This window comes from Parabacteroides sp. CT06 (assembly GCF_002257605.1).
In the GTDB taxonomy this organism is placed as follows: domain Bacteria; phylum Bacteroidota; class Bacteroidia; order Bacteroidales; family Tannerellaceae; genus Parabacteroides; species Parabacteroides distasonis.
In genome coordinates this window covers 1,615,134-1,633,280 of sequence record NZ_CP022754.1, presented here as the reverse complement: position 1 = coordinate 1,633,280, position 18,147 = coordinate 1,615,134, and the positions used below count along the sequence as shown (strand labels likewise).

The 18,147-nt window shown below is 44.4% G+C and carries 14 protein-coding genes; 1 reads left to right on the top strand and 13 read right to left on the bottom strand.

Annotation, left to right across the window (positions count from 1 at the left end; genetic code table 11):
* Positions 1 to 17: 17 nt before the first annotated feature.
* From CI960_RS07095 to CI960_RS07065, 7 genes are all read right to left on the bottom strand, one after another.
* Positions 18 to 332: a hypothetical protein gene (locus CI960_RS07095; RefSeq protein WP_005857750.1), complete on the bottom strand. Its 315-nt coding sequence runs from the start codon at positions 330 to 332 to the stop codon at positions 18 to 20.
* A gap of 18 nt (positions 333 to 350) precedes the next feature.
* Positions 351 to 2,798: a cytochrome c biogenesis protein CcsA gene (gene ccsA / locus CI960_RS07090; protein ID WP_005857752.1), complete on the bottom strand. Its 2,448-nt coding sequence runs from the start codon at positions 2,796 to 2,798 to the stop codon at positions 351 to 353.
* Positions 2,799 to 2,914: 116 nt separating this feature from the next.
* A complete protein-coding gene (locus tag CI960_RS07085; RefSeq protein WP_005857753.1) occupies positions 2,915 to 6,901 on the bottom strand; it encodes an SUMF1/EgtB/PvdO family nonheme iron enzyme in 3,987 nt (1,328 codons plus the stop codon).
* Positions 6,902 to 7,011: 110 nt separating this feature from the next.
* The gene (locus tag CI960_RS07080; protein ID WP_005857754.1) at positions 7,012 to 7,770 is read right to left on the bottom strand and encodes a hypothetical protein; all 759 of its coding nucleotides are present in this window, start codon (positions 7,768 to 7,770) and stop codon (positions 7,012 to 7,014) included.
* A 34-nt stretch (positions 7,771 to 7,804) separates the two neighbouring features.
* Complete coding sequence (locus CI960_RS07075; protein WP_005857755.1) at positions 7,805 to 8,899, bottom strand: hypothetical protein; 1,095 nt, start codon at positions 8,897 to 8,899, stop codon at positions 7,805 to 7,807.
* 11 nt (positions 8,900 to 8,910) lie between these two features.
* Positions 8,911 to 10,686 (bottom strand): YncE family protein, encoded by a 1,776-nt coding sequence (locus tag CI960_RS07070; RefSeq protein ID WP_005857757.1) that lies wholly within the window; start codon positions 10,684 to 10,686, stop codon positions 8,911 to 8,913.
* A gap of 17 nt (positions 10,687 to 10,703) precedes the next feature.
* Positions 10,704 to 11,501, bottom strand: a complete 798-nt coding sequence (locus tag CI960_RS07065) for an IclR family transcriptional regulator (RefSeq protein WP_036628756.1) — start codon at positions 11,499 to 11,501, stop codon at positions 10,704 to 10,706.
* Between the two features lie 241 nt (positions 11,502 to 11,742).
* Here CI960_RS07065 and CI960_RS07060 point away from each other — a divergent pair, with 241 nt between their 5' ends.
* The gene (locus CI960_RS07060; RefSeq protein ID WP_094582314.1) at positions 11,743 to 14,118 is read left to right on the top strand and encodes a hybrid sensor histidine kinase/response regulator; all 2,376 of its coding nucleotides are present in this window, start codon (positions 11,743 to 11,745) and stop codon (positions 14,116 to 14,118) included.
* Between the two features lie 50 nt (positions 14,119 to 14,168).
* Here CI960_RS07060 and CI960_RS07055 read toward each other — a convergent pair whose 3' ends face one another.
* The 6 genes from CI960_RS07055 to CI960_RS07030 all read right to left on the bottom strand — a co-directional run bounded on the left by CI960_RS07055 (position 14,169) and on the right by CI960_RS07030 (position 18,140).
* Entirely contained in the window at positions 14,169 to 14,657 is a 489-nt protein-coding gene (locus CI960_RS07055; protein WP_005857763.1) for a Dps family protein, read from the bottom strand.
* A 154-nt stretch (positions 14,658 to 14,811) separates the two neighbouring features.
* Positions 14,812 to 15,495, bottom strand: coding sequence for an outer membrane beta-barrel protein (locus CI960_RS07050; RefSeq protein WP_005857766.1), 684 nt, complete (start codon positions 15,493 to 15,495; stop codon positions 14,812 to 14,814).
* A 135-nt stretch (positions 15,496 to 15,630) separates the two neighbouring features.
* A complete protein-coding gene (locus tag CI960_RS07045; protein WP_005857767.1) occupies positions 15,631 to 16,119 on the bottom strand; it encodes a Dps family protein in 489 nt (162 codons plus the stop codon).
* 277 nt (positions 16,120 to 16,396) lie between these two features.
* Positions 16,397 to 17,296, bottom strand: a complete 900-nt coding sequence (locus CI960_RS07040; protein ID WP_369825214.1) for an IS3 family transposase — start codon at positions 17,294 to 17,296, stop codon at positions 16,397 to 16,399.
* Positions 17,227 to 17,796: a helix-turn-helix domain-containing protein gene (locus CI960_RS23885; RefSeq protein WP_008779420.1), complete on the bottom strand. Its 570-nt coding sequence runs from the start codon at positions 17,794 to 17,796 to the stop codon at positions 17,227 to 17,229. The genes CI960_RS07040 and CI960_RS23885 overlap by 70 nt, the downstream gene beginning before the upstream one ends.
* 32 nt (positions 17,797 to 17,828) lie before the next feature.
* A complete protein-coding gene (locus CI960_RS07030) occupies positions 17,829 to 18,140 on the bottom strand; it encodes a hypothetical protein (RefSeq protein ID WP_094582312.1) in 312 nt (103 codons plus the stop codon).
* Positions 18,141 to 18,147 lie beyond the last annotated feature (7 nt).

Here is an 18,147-nt window from a genome sequence, read left to right as displayed (position 1 = left end):
AAATTTTGATTTACGAATTATTTTAGTTCCATGATCTCGATAGCGATACCTTCTTCCTCGATGAAAGCGATCGTCAAGTGCTCGTCGCAAACAGCTGGGCCGAAGATTACCTTCTTACCTTCCAACTCTTTTTCCAAACAAGGAACCGTATAAGCGATATGGCCATTGGTCTGTACCAACTCCGGTAGGCAGCTGCCTTTCTCGAATTTCAAGAACTCGATCCGGTTCGGACTCTTGCTGTAATCCGTCAACCATACACTCAGGCCTTCGTTATAAACCGCCCCTTCTTTACTTTCCGTAGTGACAATTCCTACGTGATTAAATGTTCTCATGATCTATTCAATTTATAGTTAGACAATTATATTATTAAAATTCGTTCTCTTCCGATAGGATATAAAGCCAGCCCCCAATACTAGGATGATCGACAGATAAAGATAAATAAATATCCCGTTCACGTTGTCATTCTGGCCATAAGAGTGCATGCCACTCAAGAAATAATTCACGCCGAAGAAGGTCATCAACACCGAATAGAAGGCCAAGATAGACGTAAAATTAAACAACCACAGGTTATTGCATTTCGGTATCAAGCGGAGATGCGTCACGATCGCATATATCACCATCGTAATCAACGCCCACGTCTCCTTCGGGTCCCAGCCCCAATAACGTCCCCACGACTCATTCGCCCAGACCGCTCCCAAGAAAGTACCGATCGTCATCAGGGCCAATCCGATCCAAAGTGACATCTCGTTCACGATACTCAATTCTCGTACCCGTTCTTTGAGCATCACGCTGTTCTTCTCCCCGCTTACGCTCATCATCACCAGATTCGTCAAGCCGATCAGACAACTAATACCGAAGAAACCATAAGCTCCCACGATAACCGCCACATGGAACATCAACCATGGGGATTTCAAGACCGGAACCAGCGGATTGATCTGCGGGTCCATCCAACTCAAGCCGGACACGAACAAGATGATCCCCCCGAATAAAGTAGCCAACGCAAACGTAAGCGTACTCTTGCGTACGAACAACAACCCGGCGAACACCGTAGCCCAAGCCACATAAACCATCGTCTCGTACGAATTGCTCCAAGGGGCGTAACCTGCGATATACCACCGCATTCCCATCCCATACATATGGAAAACGAATACGGCCAAAATGCCCAGACTCAATAACCAAGTCGTATAGGTAACCCATTTTTTCTTCTTGAATAAGACCACGAAAGCGAAGATCAGCAACAAGCCTCCCAAAATCAAGTACCCTTTCTTACATTGCCGGAATACATCCATTTGATTATATTTAATCTCGGCCTGTATTTTCTCAGGGCGAATGTCTACCGTCTTATTCTTGGCTTGCTGATACGTATGGATCATTCCGATTACCTCGTCCGCTTTCTCCCAATCACCACTCTTCAATCCTTCCTGTACCTCCGATAAATACCAGCCCATAATGTGGGTAACGAACATGGAGTCCTTTCCGGAAAACGCCGACAAATCATCGCCCGGCGCATACCATTTGTGATCCGGATCGTCCTCTTTCGGGAAAAGGTTCAACATCTGGTAATTGATCAATTGATGGAAGATATTCACCTGCTCGTCCAGCTTGATCAAGTCTTTATCGAAGCGGGTACGCTCCGCCGGCATTTTATTGTAGGCCTCTTCCAGCTTCTCTTGCAATTTATAGCGTCCGTGGCTATCGAATACCTCTATATAGGCACACTCCTTATCCGTAAGGTCGTAATAATTGGCCAGCTCACTATTAGACAAGGCGATAAACGGCACCCGGACCCACATATCCGGCATAGCCAAGACACTCAACAAGAACTGATCCGAGTTCAAGGAACCGAACTGATCCGATTTATGCAACTTTCGCAGTACCTCGGAAGAGAATGTATTGATCGGCAACATACGTCCGCTTACCGATTGGATCGGCAACGCACCGAACTTAGCGGCATGTTCCGGACTTATCGCATATTTCTGTATAACCTCCTTCATCTCGGGAGCGGCCGCACCTTGCGCCCGCAAGCCCCCTACGGAAAGAAGAACCGCTACTAACAGGGTCGTTTTACGAGCGCCCCCTCTTAAATCTTTCAACTGACGGCTTAATTTCATGAAACGGGAGTTCTTGCCTACCAAGCAAAGTATAAAGCCGATCACTAAAATCACGTAGCCGGTATACGTAATATTCCTTCCGGCCACATCTCGGTTCACGGAAAGTACCGTTCCTTGCTCATCCGGATCATAGGAGGCTTGGAAGAAGCGATAGCCTTTCACGTCTAATACATTATTCATATATACCCGGGTATGGCGAGTCTGTCCATCTACATGTACCAGCAACTCACTCTCATAAGCAGAGGGACTGGCAGAGCCGGGATAGCGGGTTAAGGTAAATTTCACGAGTTCTACGCTAAAAGGAAGCGTATGATAGAGAGTCTGGTCCGAGGTACGGATCATGATACGATCGCTAGCCTCTCCCTCACGCAGGTGAAGGATTCCTTCCTCGCCGAAAAGGTGGGAAATAAGTGCACCCAGAAGGATGACAATAAAGGCGGCATGGGTGACCATCAATCCCCATTTACGCCGCTTAAGTAACTGGTGCTTGATAACGATAGCCACGAAATTGGCTACCAATAAGAATTGGAGTAAGAAAAATACAGGAGAATAGTAAATCAGCGCTTTAGCGACGGCAGTACCATGATACTTCTCTATAAAAGTAGCGATAGCCAAGCCAAAGGCGTAGATCAATAGAAGGACGATAGTCGTCACGGAAGAAGAGATAAATCTTTCTAGAGTTTTCATTTGCTCATTTATTAATAACACTGATGCGACAAATGTACGCAGATTAATCATTTTTGAAAGAATCGGCGATTAATTTGCCGCATCCATGTTATCTATCTATAAATAGACCTTGTCTATTAATCCTCAATAATTACCCGGAAGCCTACGTTGAACACACGTTGGTACGGATAATATCCTTTACGGGTATAAGCCGTCGAGAATTTCGGTCGCTCGATATAAGAACCGCCACGAACCACCTTATACTCGGAGACCTCTTTCGATTTCTCGTTGTAAGGATAAGGCAAGTAATCAGAACGAGTCCATTCCGCCACGTTACCGTGCATGCAATACAAACCGAACGGATTCGCTTCATATTGCTTACCACCCACCTGAACCAAATTGCCATCATCCACGCCTTCCTCTTTCGGTAAGTAAGTATAGTATTTGTACCAATAAGAAGTCTTAGGCATCGGTTGCGGGTCGATACCGCTTACGGCAAGCAGGAGCGTGGTTACGTCGGCTAGGTTATCCTTTTTGCCGAAGTCCGCATTCATATCGCCATACCAGAAATCTTGATCGCTACCGGCACGACAAGCCCATTCCCATTGCGCCTCGGTCGGAAGCGTGATGTTCAAGCCTGTTTTCTCACTCAGCTTCTTACAATAATCCATAGCGTCATTGTAACTTACACGGATTACCGGTTGCTCCGGTTTATTAGCGGGATATCCTTGAACCACGTGATCTTTCCATTGCTGATCCACGAAACGGCTGTCGTGATCCGGGAAAATCACGTTGAATTGCTGGTTCGTAACCTCCAACTCACCCATCCAGAAAGCTTTGTCAATCTTCACTTTCGCCGTCGGACGAGTATCGGATTGCCCACGATAGCTGCCCATCACGAATTGTCCGGCCGGAATGCGAACAAATGTCATCTTGATACCCGGAGCCAACTCGATCTCCTTACGGGTTTCCTTCTCGTCAGCCAACATAGCCTTGATCCGGTCCGCATCGAAAGGCCAGCCTTTCACCTTCAACTCTTTTTCCTTGACAGGAGCCAATTTCTCCGGCATCTCCGGTTTGATCTCACCTTTACCCTTCAAGTAAGCGGCATAATCGGAGATCTCTTTCTTCCAATCCACGCCTGCGCCATTCGCATACTTATCCGTCAACTCTTTACGACGCTTGATCTGGTCGAAGCCTTGATACGGGATGATATCCTTCGAAAGCACATTCGCATTGAAATAACCCTTATCCGGAGCGTTGTAATCAATCCAGTTATAAAGGGTTTTCCACTCTTTATCCGTCAGTTGCACGTTAAAGTGCCCTTTCTTCAACATACGAACCAGTTCACTCGTGTTCGGATGATATTCATACGGTTGAAGAACCACCATATCACCCTCGCCACCTTGACGGTGTACATACGGATGCAGATTCAAGTAAGAAGTGCCATAACCTAATTTATCCTTCTTGCCCCCACGCAAGTCGAAAGCCTTACCCTCACCATTATGGCAAGCGATACAGGCACGATCCAAGATCGGTTGGATCTCCAGATCGAACGTGAACGAACGGGTCCCCCCTTCCGGCGGAGTCAACGCATGCGGGGCTTTCTGCGAAGCCATCACACGTTTCGGAATAGGAATCTGGTTCTGGTCCTCATGGCAACCGATACAAGATACCACCTCGCCCGGCTGACCGGTCAACCAGCTACGCATCCACTGGATAGCCACACCGTCTTTGTCTAACGGCTGGATAGAAATCGGCGTATTCGCCGGGATCTTGAAGATAGCGGAGCCATCCTCTTCTACCGGTACCGTACCCAACATACGCTTGATGTCCCAACCGGACTGGATTCCATGCCAGTTATGATCGGAGGTAGTCTTCACGTAAGCATACTCATAAGCGTGCAGACGAAGAGACTTAACCGTACCCCGGGGAATGCCTCTCAAACCCTCTCCCTCGTAAATATCCTGAATAAAGACCGTAGCCTCTTTGTCATTCAATTTCACACGGTCCGGAATAGCCGGAGGAGTCTGTGTCTTACGTACGGCAACCGGACTGATATAGCCCTCACCCTCTACCTTACGCAAACAAGTCACGTTATCGAAGACGTCCACCAAATAGATACCCCATAAATCCTGCGGGTCTAATTTAGCGGCCACCAAGAAATATTTATCATTCAGCGGAGTCGGTTTGATAAACTGCGGCCATACGCCATTCACCAGCTCATCCTTAATCTCCTCCACGATCGGCCGGTTACGATACGGGATCTCCTGTACCATACCGGCGGCGCCTTTACGGGCTTTTGCCGGATCGAACACGATCAAACGGCCGGAACGGGCGATACCATGGTGACCGGAGATAATTCCCACGAAAGCGGAACCGTGGCCCGGCAACGGCTGGATATCAAACGTACTGTTCGGGAACATCGATCCGCTACCATACAGCGCTTTCTGCTCCGTACCATCCGGATTCATGTTCATCACGATACGGGAATAATAGTGCGTCAAGTCCGTGTACTCCCAACGGGTATACATCACACGACCGTTATTCATCACTACCGGGTTCCAGTTCGCGTCTTGATCGAAAGTCAGACGGCGCAAGTTCTTCGTATCCGGCGTATAAAGTACCATATTACCGACAGGGTCATCACCGCTTACACAAGGCACGCCTTGATAACCGATATTCGAGTTGGCGATGATACGTCCGTCCGGTAAGTAGGTTCCATCATAAAACTCCAGATCCGGTTCCTCGTTATGTATTAATTGCTTAAAGCCCGAGCCATCCAATTTCACCTCGAATACGTTCCAACGCTTATCGGGCATCGTCTGGGTAAACATAGCACGATCGCCATCCCAATGCATCCGCAAGTCAGCGATAGAGGAACCGTTTTCCGGTTTATAAATCGACCGTACCTGTACATCCTCCCCACGTAGATTACTCAACTCCACAATATCGGCGTCGAATCCCATACGGCGGGCGGACTCTTGGTTGCTCCAGTTATTACCCTGCGTACCCAAATCCGGAGCCATTGCCTTATGAGCGTTTACACCTAATTTAAAGCGGGCAGCCAAGACTTTATCACCATCCAAGAACGGGTTCGCCAGCAAGATCGTACGTTTATTCGCAATCGCTTTCTCCGCGTTAACCAAAGCGGCCTCATCACCACTATAAATACCATCGAAACCTTTCTTTACCTGCTGTTCCAGCTCATCCAAAATCGGTTGATACTTAGTGGCATCGAAACCTTTCAGTTTTTTCATATCATTGAAAGCCAGACGAATCGCCTCCATATTCAACCAACTCAAGTCGCTCTGCAAATTACAGATACGTTGAGTTTTCTCATAAAGTTTCAAATACTCACGGATCTGAGTATCAATATCTTTTTCTGTCTCGATCTGCTTAACAGCGTTCTTTACATACGCAGCGTCTTTCAGACGAGAAGCCAGATTCAAGACAATATCACGCTCAGCGGAAGCGTCACTAGTAGTCAACCAATTCTCCAACCCATCGATATTAGCGTTTAAGGCTCCTAATTCCTTCGGATAAGCGGCTAGCAAGCGTGCGGCCTCCTCCTTCGGGAAAACATTCATGATACGGAAGAATACACTACCTACCGTTGACTGATCGGCCAAACCCACCTCAGCCTCAAAGCGTACATATTCCTTATTGATATTGTACACCATCACGCCATTGGCATGGCATAATACGCTATGGTCGTATTTCTTACCACCGATCAACAATGGATTCCCGTATAAATCCGTATTCTTGCGGATACTGTTCGAACCGGAAACCCAATAATCCGGGTCTAACTCATCCAACCAAACCGAACTACCGTCCGCCTTGATTAAACGGGCATTCGCCCATGTACCCCAATCCCAATCCGTACCGTCCGGTCCGGCGGCCGTAACAAGTACCAACTGATCCTGACCCGTCAAATCGGCGGACATCGGGACAGCCTTCTGCTTCGCTTTAATCCAAGCGGACATGATCGGCATGTTCGCCTTCACCAAAGAGGCACGAAGCTCAGACTTTTGTTTTACTGAGGCGTCAATCCAGTTATCCACCTTCTTTTGCTTCGGACCTGCCGAAACAAGAAGAGAGGTCGACAACAAGAGTGATACCATTATATAGTATTTATTCATGTATTAAATTTAAATTTAGAAGGTTGTTTATTGAAACCCTAAGGATCACGATCGGCAACCCTTAGAATTACGAAGCATAACCCTAGAGGTTTTTATAAAGCGGCCTTCTGGTTCGTGAAACGTAAGCCAGCGTTGTCGTGATAGCATGCCCACTCATCTACGATAGCGCCTTCCGGACCTGCCATCATAAAGTGGAATGTCTCCAATTTCTTCAGACGTAATACGTCGCCGACCTTCTGAACCACGAAATTCTTGCTCTTGATCGGTCCGTGTCCAGCAGGGATAGCCGGGGCGTTCGGGGTCTCGTCACCTACCTCAGAGAAGTTGTATACCCAACCCTTCTCTACCATCCAAGACTCATGTTTAGCAGGAAAGTCAGTCTTTACGTGAGCGTGTTCCGGAATCATCTGGCCCGGCAACAAATAGATAGCGTGAGCGAAATACTTATACTCCGGATCGTTGATCCAGAAAATACCACCCATACCTACATTTTCGAAATCGCCCAAGCCAAAGTCTGTCACCCACATATCTTTCGCCATCAACTCCGTGAAAGGAACATCGTAGAAAGCAAACATATCTTTCATCGCTTCCATAGCGACATCTTGTTGAAACTTGCCGTCTTTATAAAAATCGGCGTTCGTGTACTTCTTTGAATAAGCCATTGTTTTATTTTTTTGATTGTTAGTATTACATGCGTTCGTGCATTCTTTGCGGCAAGTTCCTTCCGGACAATTGCCCTCCCCGTTAGCGGCGCAACAAGTAGCGTCTGTCGTTGTCTTTCCCGTACATGCGACCATAGATACCAACACCAATCCCATAGCCGCCATTTTCATGTTCAAACCTTTTCTCATTTGTTTTTGTGTATATTTGTTAGTACTATTTGTTTCAACGTATCGCTATTCCCTCGATCTCGATCAATAACTCATCCCGGCAAACGTCGGCCCACATATAAGAGATCGGGATATTTAATCCGTAGGTATTCATCAAACGCTCAGCCTCCTTATAGTCGGATTTATTCTTCAAGTAGACTCGTAACTTAACCAATTTAGCGTCAGCGATCAGTTCCGCTATATTTTCCATCGTGATCCGTAGCTGACGTTCCAGACCTACTCCCGTCAAGCTCTCCTCACCACGGATAGCGGCTGTACCGGAAATATAAATCAATTTACGATCCTGAAAAGTCATGCTCTTGGCACGCTCGAACTTAGGGGTCGTCTTCTTTTGTCGGGCAACTTCCAGTACTTGTTCCGAATACGCATGGGCAGCCACCTGCAACTTATTATCGATCGGCGTAGCGAAAGCATCCGGCGTAGTAAACACGGCGGCATCCACATCGATCAAGATACCTCCCAGATTCGCCCCGATACCCGTAGCGGCAGGATAACCATTCGCCCATTCCGTTTTACTATAAAAATCAGATCGGGCGTTATTAAACGCTTGATAATGCTGATCCGGACCGTCGAAAGCGGTTATACGCTCGATATAATTCCACTGACGGATAATGCTATTCAACGGAAAACCCTCCCGACGAAGCACATCCCCCAATAACCGGAAAGCTTCCACCGACTGAGGCTCTATACCAAAATGGAGTACATCCCCTTGAAAACCGCCGGCAAAAAGGAAACGTCCCGAGGCATTCTCCAACAAGACATAAGGAACACCTTGATAATGACGGAAAGTAATCCGATCCTGCGCATCGGGCACATAGCTATGTACCTCCATCAGCAAAGGAGCGTTCAGCGGCGGTTGGGAGACATAGCTCAAAGCCGGTTCGCAATCCCCATAATACCGACGGATCTTCTCCCGCAGCAAAACCCGGCGTGCCACGTATTCCTCATTTGTACCCGGAGTACCGAAAAAGGCCAGCCTCATGATCACCTCGTTTTGAGGCAATTGAGACAATAGATCGTCCACCATAACGGCGAACTCGGCCCGCTTGGTGCTTAATATCGTATAATGTATCTTCTCACAATAATTCATATCCTTTTATTTTACAGGGAGTTTACATATTCCGTTAACGCCTCGATATCTTTCTTGGAAACCTTTTTATCGATGCCATGCTTATGGACCTCGAACACCTCTTCCATGGTAGCCGCACGCCCATCAAACAGATAAGGAGCCGTACGCCAGACCTCGATCAAAGTAGGTGTATCCCACCCTTTCTCAAATTCTATATCCTCGCCGATACGGTGCATCTTCATATCCGTATAATAAGGACCGCTATGACACTCGCCACATTTCAGTTTCTCAAACACCTTTCTTCCCTCTTTCGCCTTATCCGATAATTCCCCATTTACTAAATACGGGCTAGGCACCGGACGCAAGGATTTCATATAAGCGTCCACACATTTCGCCATTTCCTCTTCTGGCTCAAAAAACTGAATGAACTTAAAACCGGCACGTACCGCATATTCTGCGCTCTCACGAACACCCGAGATCATGCTTGGGGGAGTCACATGCGAATACAACATGCTCTTACAATTCTTCGAGTTACCAACTCCATCATTCATCAAGTCCCAGTTCATCCCGTCCGTACGGGCATCCCCCGGATGGCAACCGTTACAACTCTGCCAGCCTTGATAGCAATGATTTGCGTCGTTAAAGTATTTCTCGCCCTTGTTCTCCGGCGTTTCCGTACGCCCCGGATTCATGTCGGTAGCCGTCACCTCCAATGTATTTATATCGACGGTATTCAAGATATCGGCGAAATAAGTAGGGATTATCAACTTATCTCCCGAAAATATAAAATTTCGGGGACCGTTTCCTTGTAAGGTAACTCGCTCACGAAGTCCATACAAGAAATTCAAGTCGTAATCCAGACGGCTCTTATCCTTATAAGACTCAAACTTCGCCAACATCGCCGGATGATCGATCACGCTCACCTCATGCGTTCCGCTATGCGTGATAAAGATATGCTTGTCATCGCAAGCGATACTCCAGATACCGGCAGCGCCACGATCCGGCTCGTCCACCAATACCGCCCCAACGAATTCCTGCTTCGCCACATCGATCACGCTGAAAGCGCTCGTGTTCATCCAACCTTGTTGAAGTTGGGAAGTAGGCACCGTGAATCGTCCCAAGTTATGAGACACGTATATATATTTCCCGTCCGGCGTGATACACATCCCCCGTAAGGCATTGCTACCATTCGCCAATTGGATATCTTTCACTTTCGTAAACCCCTCCATCTCGATTACTGATACGCAAGCGGCCACCACATCCACGTCCGCCCGTTGTGCGGGCAGGAAATTCGTAACAAACATATACTTGCCATCCTTGCTGAATACCGCCGATTTAGGCTCACGCAACACTTTCACGCTCCGGACTACCTTACGCATCACCGGATCTATCTCGACCACCGAATTATCGAACTGATTACATACATATATATGTTTCTTATCCGGCCCGAACATCGGATGACAGGCTCCCGATCCCGTCGGTATAGCCGCTTCCACCCTACCCGATTCCAAGGAAAGCACTTGTAAACGGCCGGTCTTCTCGAAGGTCGTCACATACACCTTATCCCCATCCGGAAGCAACCCGGTCGGGATCTCATCAAACGGAAACGAATGAAGTAAGCTCTTACCGTCCGCTGAAAAAATATCCAGATGTCTCGTTCCTTTCTGTGTCATTAATAGCTCCCCCTTTGCGTTCAATACGGCATCCGTAGTAAAGAAAGGTGGGTTGCCGGCTGAAGCGAGAGAAACGCAACAGCCGACAAGACAAGCCACCAATGAGTTTTTTATCAAGTATTTTCGTGTGTTCATGGTATATTTTGTATTCCTTATTTTCTAAATCCTAGTTCGTTCGAGATTACCCCGGCAACCTCCTTGATCGCCTTCACCGTATTTTTCACCACCTCTTTCGATAAGCGGTCTTTCGGGCCGGAGATCCAAATCGCTCCACAAGGATATCCCGTATAATTAAAGATCGGGGCGCCTACGCAGATCACGCCGCTCAGCTCCTCCTCATTATCCATGGCATATCCCAGCTTACCAACCTTCTCCAATTCCTCCAGATAGGCCTCACGAGAAGTGATCGTCCGGGAATTATACCGTGTAAACGTCATGTAGGACAGGTAACGATCTCGCACCGTCTTCGGCAAATAAGCCATAATCGCCTTTCCGGGAGCCGAACAATGCAACTCAAACGGCTTTCCCGGCGACAGGACGAAGCGGAACGTATGATGTCCTTGCGCTTGTTCGATAAAAATCCCTTTCTCATCTCCCAAGACACCAAAGCAAGCGGTCTCTTTCACTTGATCACGTAAATCACGCAAATGTGGCAAGACGGTCTCTAAGAGATTGTGTTCATTCAAGGATCTGAAACCAAGGGTCAATAATTTTCGGGAAAGTTTATAGCGTTTCGTGTCTTCACTAAAATTAAGATATTCCAGCCGCACCAATGTATTCAAAATACGGTAAGCCGTAGTCTGAGATATATCGAGCGCCGACTTAATATCTTGCAATGTTTCTCCCGCCGACCGCAAGGAAAGGTACTCAAGAACCGCTATGCCCTTCTCTAAATTAGGCACTTTGTAGCTCTCATCCACTTTTTCCATATTTGGCAGCGTGTTTTCCATATTTGAAATTGCATTTCAGATTTGAACCAAATATAGCAGTGATGAATTTAAACAAGACACGAAATATGTAAAAAGGTGTTAAGTATGTTGCAGAGCATATAAATCCTTAAAGGAAAATGATCAATTCTTTTTGATTTACAATGATTTTATCTCTTATATACATATTATTTACCTACTTTCGCGGAATATCCTTGAAAGCACAAGGATATAAGTGCATTCATAAACGAGCAAGAATACAAACATGACAAGCGAAAGCAAAAAAGAAAAGTTAAATAAAAACGAGCTATTAGCTAATTATCAATATCTCATGGATACGATCTGGACTATCTATTTGGAAGACGGAAGCGTCGATATACTTAAATATTCAATGAATCCGGAATTAATTAATACAAAACAAGATTATACCAGCCTTGCCAACATTCTAAGAAACGACATCTATTCTCCAGACCGTAGTTTATGGGATGAAACGGTTTCGCTTGAAGCTTTCTTTAGAATGATAGCCGAAGGATGTTTTCATAAAACATTTGACTTACGTTTCTGCAACGATCACTTCGGTTTTGAATGGCACGAAACTTTTATCGATATTCTTGTTAACAACGAAGGTATCCCTGATAGAATCCTTTTATCTAGCCGTAATATCAACGATTTCAGAAAAGCGCAAATTATAGAAACCGCCGTAAGATCAGAATATGATTACGTAATCTATATTGAAGCTTCGAAAAATAGCTATGTCATGTATACCTCCGGCTCGGAGAGCTATAGTCCCCCTCCTATCGCCAGCTATGACTATGATGGAGTAGTCGCCTCATATAACCGGCAATATATGGCACCTGAGCTTCACGAAGAAATGACTGAGAAACTACAGATCGCTCATATAGAACCGATACTACGGAAACATGGAGAATATATCGTATATGGCACCATGATAGAGAATGGCGTAAACCGGGAAAAGAAAATGCGATTCAGCTATTACGACAGGGAAAAGAACATATGGTTAATGACTCGAACTGATATAACGGAAATCAAAGAAGAAAGAAAACAAAAAAAACTGTTGCAGGAAGCTTTACAGAGCGCTAATGCCGCCAACCGTGCCAAAACTGATTTCCTATCCCGGATGAGCCATGACATCCGCACTCCTATCAACGCCATCGTCGGTATGACAGCGATAGCTGGCCTGCACATGGATGACCAGATGCGTATAGCTGATTGCTTAAAGAAAATAACCATTTCCTCCAAACTCTTATTAAATCTGATCAATGAGGTACTGGATATGTCTAAACTGGAAAGTGATAAGATCATGCTGACAGAAGAGGCATTCAAGATCAACGAGCTATTAGAGAGTTTATTCGTCATGGTGCAACCGGCCTTTGAAGCGAAAAAGCAAAAGTTTCAGATACATGTCACCAAGATAAAACACGAATGCCTTATAGGTGACGTGCAACGTATACAGCAAGCATTGTTGAACATGCTTACAAATGCGATCAAATATACTCCGGAAGACGGGCAAATACAACTAACGGTAGAAGAGAAACCTTCTGTCTATAACGGTTACGGCCAGTTTGAAATAACCGTAACGGATAACGGTATAGGAATGAAACCAGAATTTCTGGAAAAAGTATTCGAACCTTTCGAGCGGTCGGATGACAAGGCCATTCGCAATATCCAAGGGACTGGTCTCGGCATGGCTATCAGCCGCCATATCGCCCAGATAATGAACGGAGACATTCTTGTGGAAAGTGAATATGGAAAAGGCTCCAAATTCACCATGAGGTTTCATGTCAAACTGGGAAGTACGAATGAATACGACAATAATATATTGGTAGACCTACCAGTACTGGTAGTAGATGACGATGAGGTATCCTGCGAGATCGCTTATGAAAACCTCCAAGAATTAGGGATGAAACCGGAATGGGTTCTTTCCGGTGAAAAGGCCGTACAAAAAGTAATCGACGGAGACACTTACTTTGCTATTATCATAGATTTAATGATGCCCGGCATGAACGGCATCGAAACCACCATAAAAATAAGGGAATACGTGGAACCAGATACTCCGATCATCATCATATCAGCATACGATTATTCCGGTTACGAATTTGAGGCAGTAAAAGCTGGCGTCAACGGCTTCATAAGCAAGCCTATCATAAAATCCAAGCTATTCCATTTAATGAAAAAATTTGCCTCAGACAAAAAGGAAGACGAGCAAGTCCTTATCACACCGACTCATATCATATCTTTTCCCGGCAAACGGATACTGGTCGTGGAAGACAATGACCTAAACCGCGAGATAGCGTATGAATTGCTGCAAGAAACCCATGCAGAAGTCGAGACAGCTTGCGACGGACAAGAAGCCGTTGATAAAGTCGCCGCTTCACCCGAAGGTTATTACGATTTTATAATCATGGATATACAGATGCCTGTAATGGATGGACTCGAAGCGACAAGGCAAATTCGTCATCTCGACCGTCAAGATATCAAAGATATGCCCATTATAGCCATGTCTGCCAATGCTTTCGCCGAAGATGTACGGCTAAGTCTGGAAGCCGGCATGAACGAACATATCGCAAAACCGATCGAGATAGACAAATTATATGGAATTATGAGGAAATGGTTCCAGTAAAAAAAGCCGGAATCTCTTCCGGCCTTCTCCAAACTCAATGAATAACCTTTTTACTTCTTGCAATCGCAAGTTGAATATGCTACCAACATCCAAACCAATTTTTCTTGTTCCTTCAGATAGTCACTCATCAACGCTACCGTAGCCTCATCGCCCGCCTCCGATGCCAAGGAAAGAAGTTTACGCTCCTCACCAATCAGCAGGCCATAGGTATCGAGAATATGTTTCAATGCCTCGTCACCACAGGATACGCCTGATACCTCTTTTACACGGGCTACTTTCAGGTACTCGCTGAACTTGTTCTCCGGCTCGCCTCCCAACATCAGGATACGTTCCGCCAACTCGTCAACCTTCTCGGCAGCGTTGTTGTACATATCCTCGAATTTACCATGAAGAACGAAGAAACCGTGTCCCTTGATATTCCAGTGGAAACCACGAAGGTTCGTATAAAATACTTGGTAGTCCGCCAATAATTGTTTCAAGCTTGCTACTACGTTACTTACCGCTGATGCGTCTAAATGAAGATAATCTAATGTTTTCATACTGCTATTTTTTTAATTGTTATACTTTCCGTTTTCTTATACTGCAAAGATATGGTAAATATAAACAGCTGTCAAACAGATAATTCCTATATACATATAGATAGAATCTATATTTAAACGATCAACAGGAAGACATGCGATAGAACTTAGGTTTCTATTTACCCAATTTAAACTTATATCCTGCGGTAAGAGCCAAGGTATGGTAATTCGCCTCGATAGATCCTCCCTTATACTCTTTACCTAACGATACATCATAGCCAAAATTGATAAAGCATTGTTTTATTTCCACACCTACAGTGGAACTTATACCCCAATCAAAAGCACGAAGCCCTTCACAGGGATCATGGGTATAAAACTTAGCGGATTCTTCCGAAGCGACAGACCATCCCCCGAACATTCCTTTATCCAATACGCTTACGGCTATATAAGGGCCTACTCCGACATTCAAACGAATATCCTCAGCTAATTTGAACGATAAATTAGCCATAATCGGTAATTGCAAGAAATTTCGTGTCACCTTATTTGAGTAATCATACGCATATCCATACGGATCATAAGTAGGTCCCGGCACAGTCCACCAATAATGCCCATATCCATATCCGGGGAATTGGTCATTACTATATCCCCTTTGCGTATAATACAGACCGGACTTCAGAGAAAGAAATTCCGGCTTCAACTGATATTCCACTCCTACCCCAATCTTCCAACTCGGTTTCCAATCAACCATTGGACCCGCCTTCATCACTGTCATACCCGCTTCCGGAACTACCGACCACTGGGCTTGTACCGATACTACACCCAGCATTAACACCATCGCAAATACTACAACTCTTTTCATATACTTTTTATTTTGATAAAATAATCGAACGATATATATGAATAAGACATGAAACAATAAAAAACCCCTATTGGCACCAACAGAAAAAGGCCGGAATCACTTCCGACCTTCTCCAAACGCAATGAATCACCTTTTTTACTTCTTGCAATCGCAAGTTAAATATGCTACTAACATCCAAACCAACTTCTCTTGTTCTTTCAGATAATCACTCATCAAAGCGACCGTAGCCTCATCTCCCGCCCCGGATGCCAAGGAAAGAAGTTTACGCTCCTCACCGATCAAATGACCATACGTATCAAGAATATTCTTTAACGCCTCGTCACCGCAGGATACGCCTGATACCTCTTTTACACGGGCTACTTTCAAATACTCGCTGAACTTGTTCTCCGGCTCGCCTCCCAACATCAGGATACGTTCCGCCAACTCGTCAACCTTCTCGGCAGCGTTGTTGTACATATCCTCGAATTTACCGTGAAGAACGAAGAAACCGTGTCCCTTGATATTCCAGTGGAAACCACGAAGGTTCGTATAAAATACTTGGTAGTCCGCCAATAATTGTTTCAAGCTTGCTACTACGTTACTTACCGCTGATGCGTCTAAATGGATATAATCTAATGTTTTCATAATTGCTACTTTTTAATTTGTTATACTTTCTGTTTTTCTTATACCGCAAAGATACGGCAAGTATAAGTAGCTGTCAAACAGATAATTTTTATATCAAGATAGAGGAGATTTATTAAACTATTCCATACAATAAGTATGCAAATGACATGAATACATAAATAATTGGATACTAACATTTTAAAAAGACGATTATCATTTTCGAAAAACACGTACGTGTTTTTTTGAAAAGTCGTACATGTTTTTCGGGAAACTGAAGTGAACCCAGAAAGTTGGACGGTTAATAAATAGGATTAGTGGATTGAGTTCTAAATTGTATGGGGCTCAATCCTCCTAATCCCGTTTTAATTCTATAATTATTGTAATAGTATATATACTCATTTAGTTCGTGAACAAATTGTTCCATATTCTCAAACTCCCGCAAATATAGTAATTCAGATTTTAATAGTCCGAAGAAGTTCTCTATTACTGCATTATCCAAACAGTTTCCCTTTCTTGACATACTCTGTACTATTCCTTTTTTTCTGAGCATCTGTTGATATGTTGGATGCTGATAATGCCAACCTTGATCAGAGTGAATAATTAAGTCTACGTCATCAGGCAAGAGAGTAAAAGCCTTTTTTAACATATCCGTAACCATAGATAAATTGGGACTTTCAGTTATTGTAAAACTGATAATCTCTCGATTATACAAATCCATGATGGGAGATAAATACCTTTTTGAACCAAAAAGAGAGAACTCGCTGACATCTGTTACCCATTTCTGATTAAGAGCGGTCGTAGAGAAGTCACGTTCCAATATATTAGGAGCCACTTTACCAACTGTTCCTCTATAAGTATTATATTTCTTTCTTCTGACCATACATTTTAAGTCGCATTGGTTCATTAGTTTTAGAACCGTTTTGTGATTCAGGTTATATCCTCTTTGGTTTAGTCCCAGAGTGATACGCCTATATCCATACCTACCATGATTCTCATGAAATATTTGACATATCATTTTTTTCTCTTCTTGATATTTATCTGGAAGGGAAAATTTCTGAATGTAATAATGATATGTACTTTTAGCCATCCCGGAAGCTTTCAATAAAACAGAAAACTTAAATTCATGCCTTAATTCTTGGATGGCGGCAACCCTTTCTTGCTTTCTCGGGCAATGCGTTCCTGAACTAAGGCTCTCAATTTTTTTAGGTATGCGTTTTCTGCTTTAAGGAGTTCTATTTCCTTAAGTAAATCCTTATTATCTTTTGGTTTAGGATCTACAAACTCTTCTGGTTCTTTAAAAAGATCATTTTCTTTTGTTATCATATCTTCAGACCATAGTCGGCTACCTCCATGAAGACCGGATAAGCCTACATTCTTATACTTACGTTGCCACATTAATACGGTACTTGGGCTGGGGATACCATATTTTAAGGCAGCTTCTTGCAAAGATAAATGATTTTCAAATACATCTTGGAGTACTTTATACTTAAAATCAACAGGATAGTATCTATGTTGCATACGCAATCCCTCTTCTCCATAACGGGAGTATAAAGAAACCCAATATTTGACTTGACGTGGATTTACATCAAACATTTTACCTGTTGTACGTAAAGGCAAATGCTCACACAAAACTTTGGCTACTACTTGTAACCGCACAGAATAAGGATGTTTCTCGTACTTCTTTCGTTTGTTAGACATAATGAAATTGATTTATATCCAACTTTCTGGGTTCACTTCAAAAAACACGTACGACTTTTTACAGAATCATACGGCAAGGAACTAGAACATACATAAAAATATAAGATAAGTCTCCCTTTTTCAGAGGACCCAAAAGCATTTCCCCCAAAATCCCCTACTCGAATCCTCGCTCTATGGAAAACAGATACTCCGGCGACATTTACTAACATTGAGATTTCTCCATGCTTCTGCGCTTCGTCTATCAAGCTCAGAATAGACGAGCGTGAGGACAAGTCCATTTCCATCGGCAGTACGTCAAATCCGGCATTGTTCATTGTCTGGGCAATAATCGCTGCATTATTCATACTGTTT